The sequence below is a fragment of the Campylobacter concisus genome (assembly GCF_002914195.1).
GTDB lineage: Bacteria > Campylobacterota > Campylobacteria > Campylobacterales > Campylobacteraceae > Campylobacter_A > Campylobacter_A concisus_M.
On the sequence record NZ_PPAU01000028.1, the window covers coordinates 1 to 444 of the forward strand.

1 protein-coding gene is annotated in these 444 nt (G+C 50.7%); it reads right to left on the reverse strand.

Translation table 11 applies throughout. The features are described from left to right. Window positions 1-444: hypothetical protein (locus tag CYP28_RS10830; protein ID WP_181000388.1), on the reverse strand; the 444-nt coding region annotated here is incomplete at both ends.

The window sequence follows — 444 nt, forward strand, 5'->3', positions numbered from 1 at the left end:
TCCCCCTTCTTCTCCTTCCCCCTCTTCCCCCTTCCCCTTTTTCTTTCCCTTTTTCTTCTCTTCTTTCTCTCTCCCTTCCCCCCTTTTTCTCCTCCCTCTTCCCCCTTTCCCTCCCTCTTCCTCCCCTCCCTCTCTTCTCTCCTCCTCTTTTTTCCCCTCCTTTCTCCCCTTTCTTTCTTCCTCTCCTTCCTTCCTTTTTTTCCCTTTCTCCCCTTTCTCTCTTTTCTTTCCCCCCTTTCTCTTCTCCCCCTCTCCTCTCCCCCTCTCCCTCTCTCCCTCTCTTCTTCCTTCTTCGTCTTTCCCCCCTCCCTCTCTCCCCCCCTTCCTCTTCCCCCTTTCTCTTCTTCTTTCTCCTCTCCTCTCCTTCCTCTCCTTTCTCTCTTCTCCTCCTTCCTTTCCTTCTCCCTTTTTCCTTCTTTTTTTCTTTTCTCTTTTTTCTCTCTT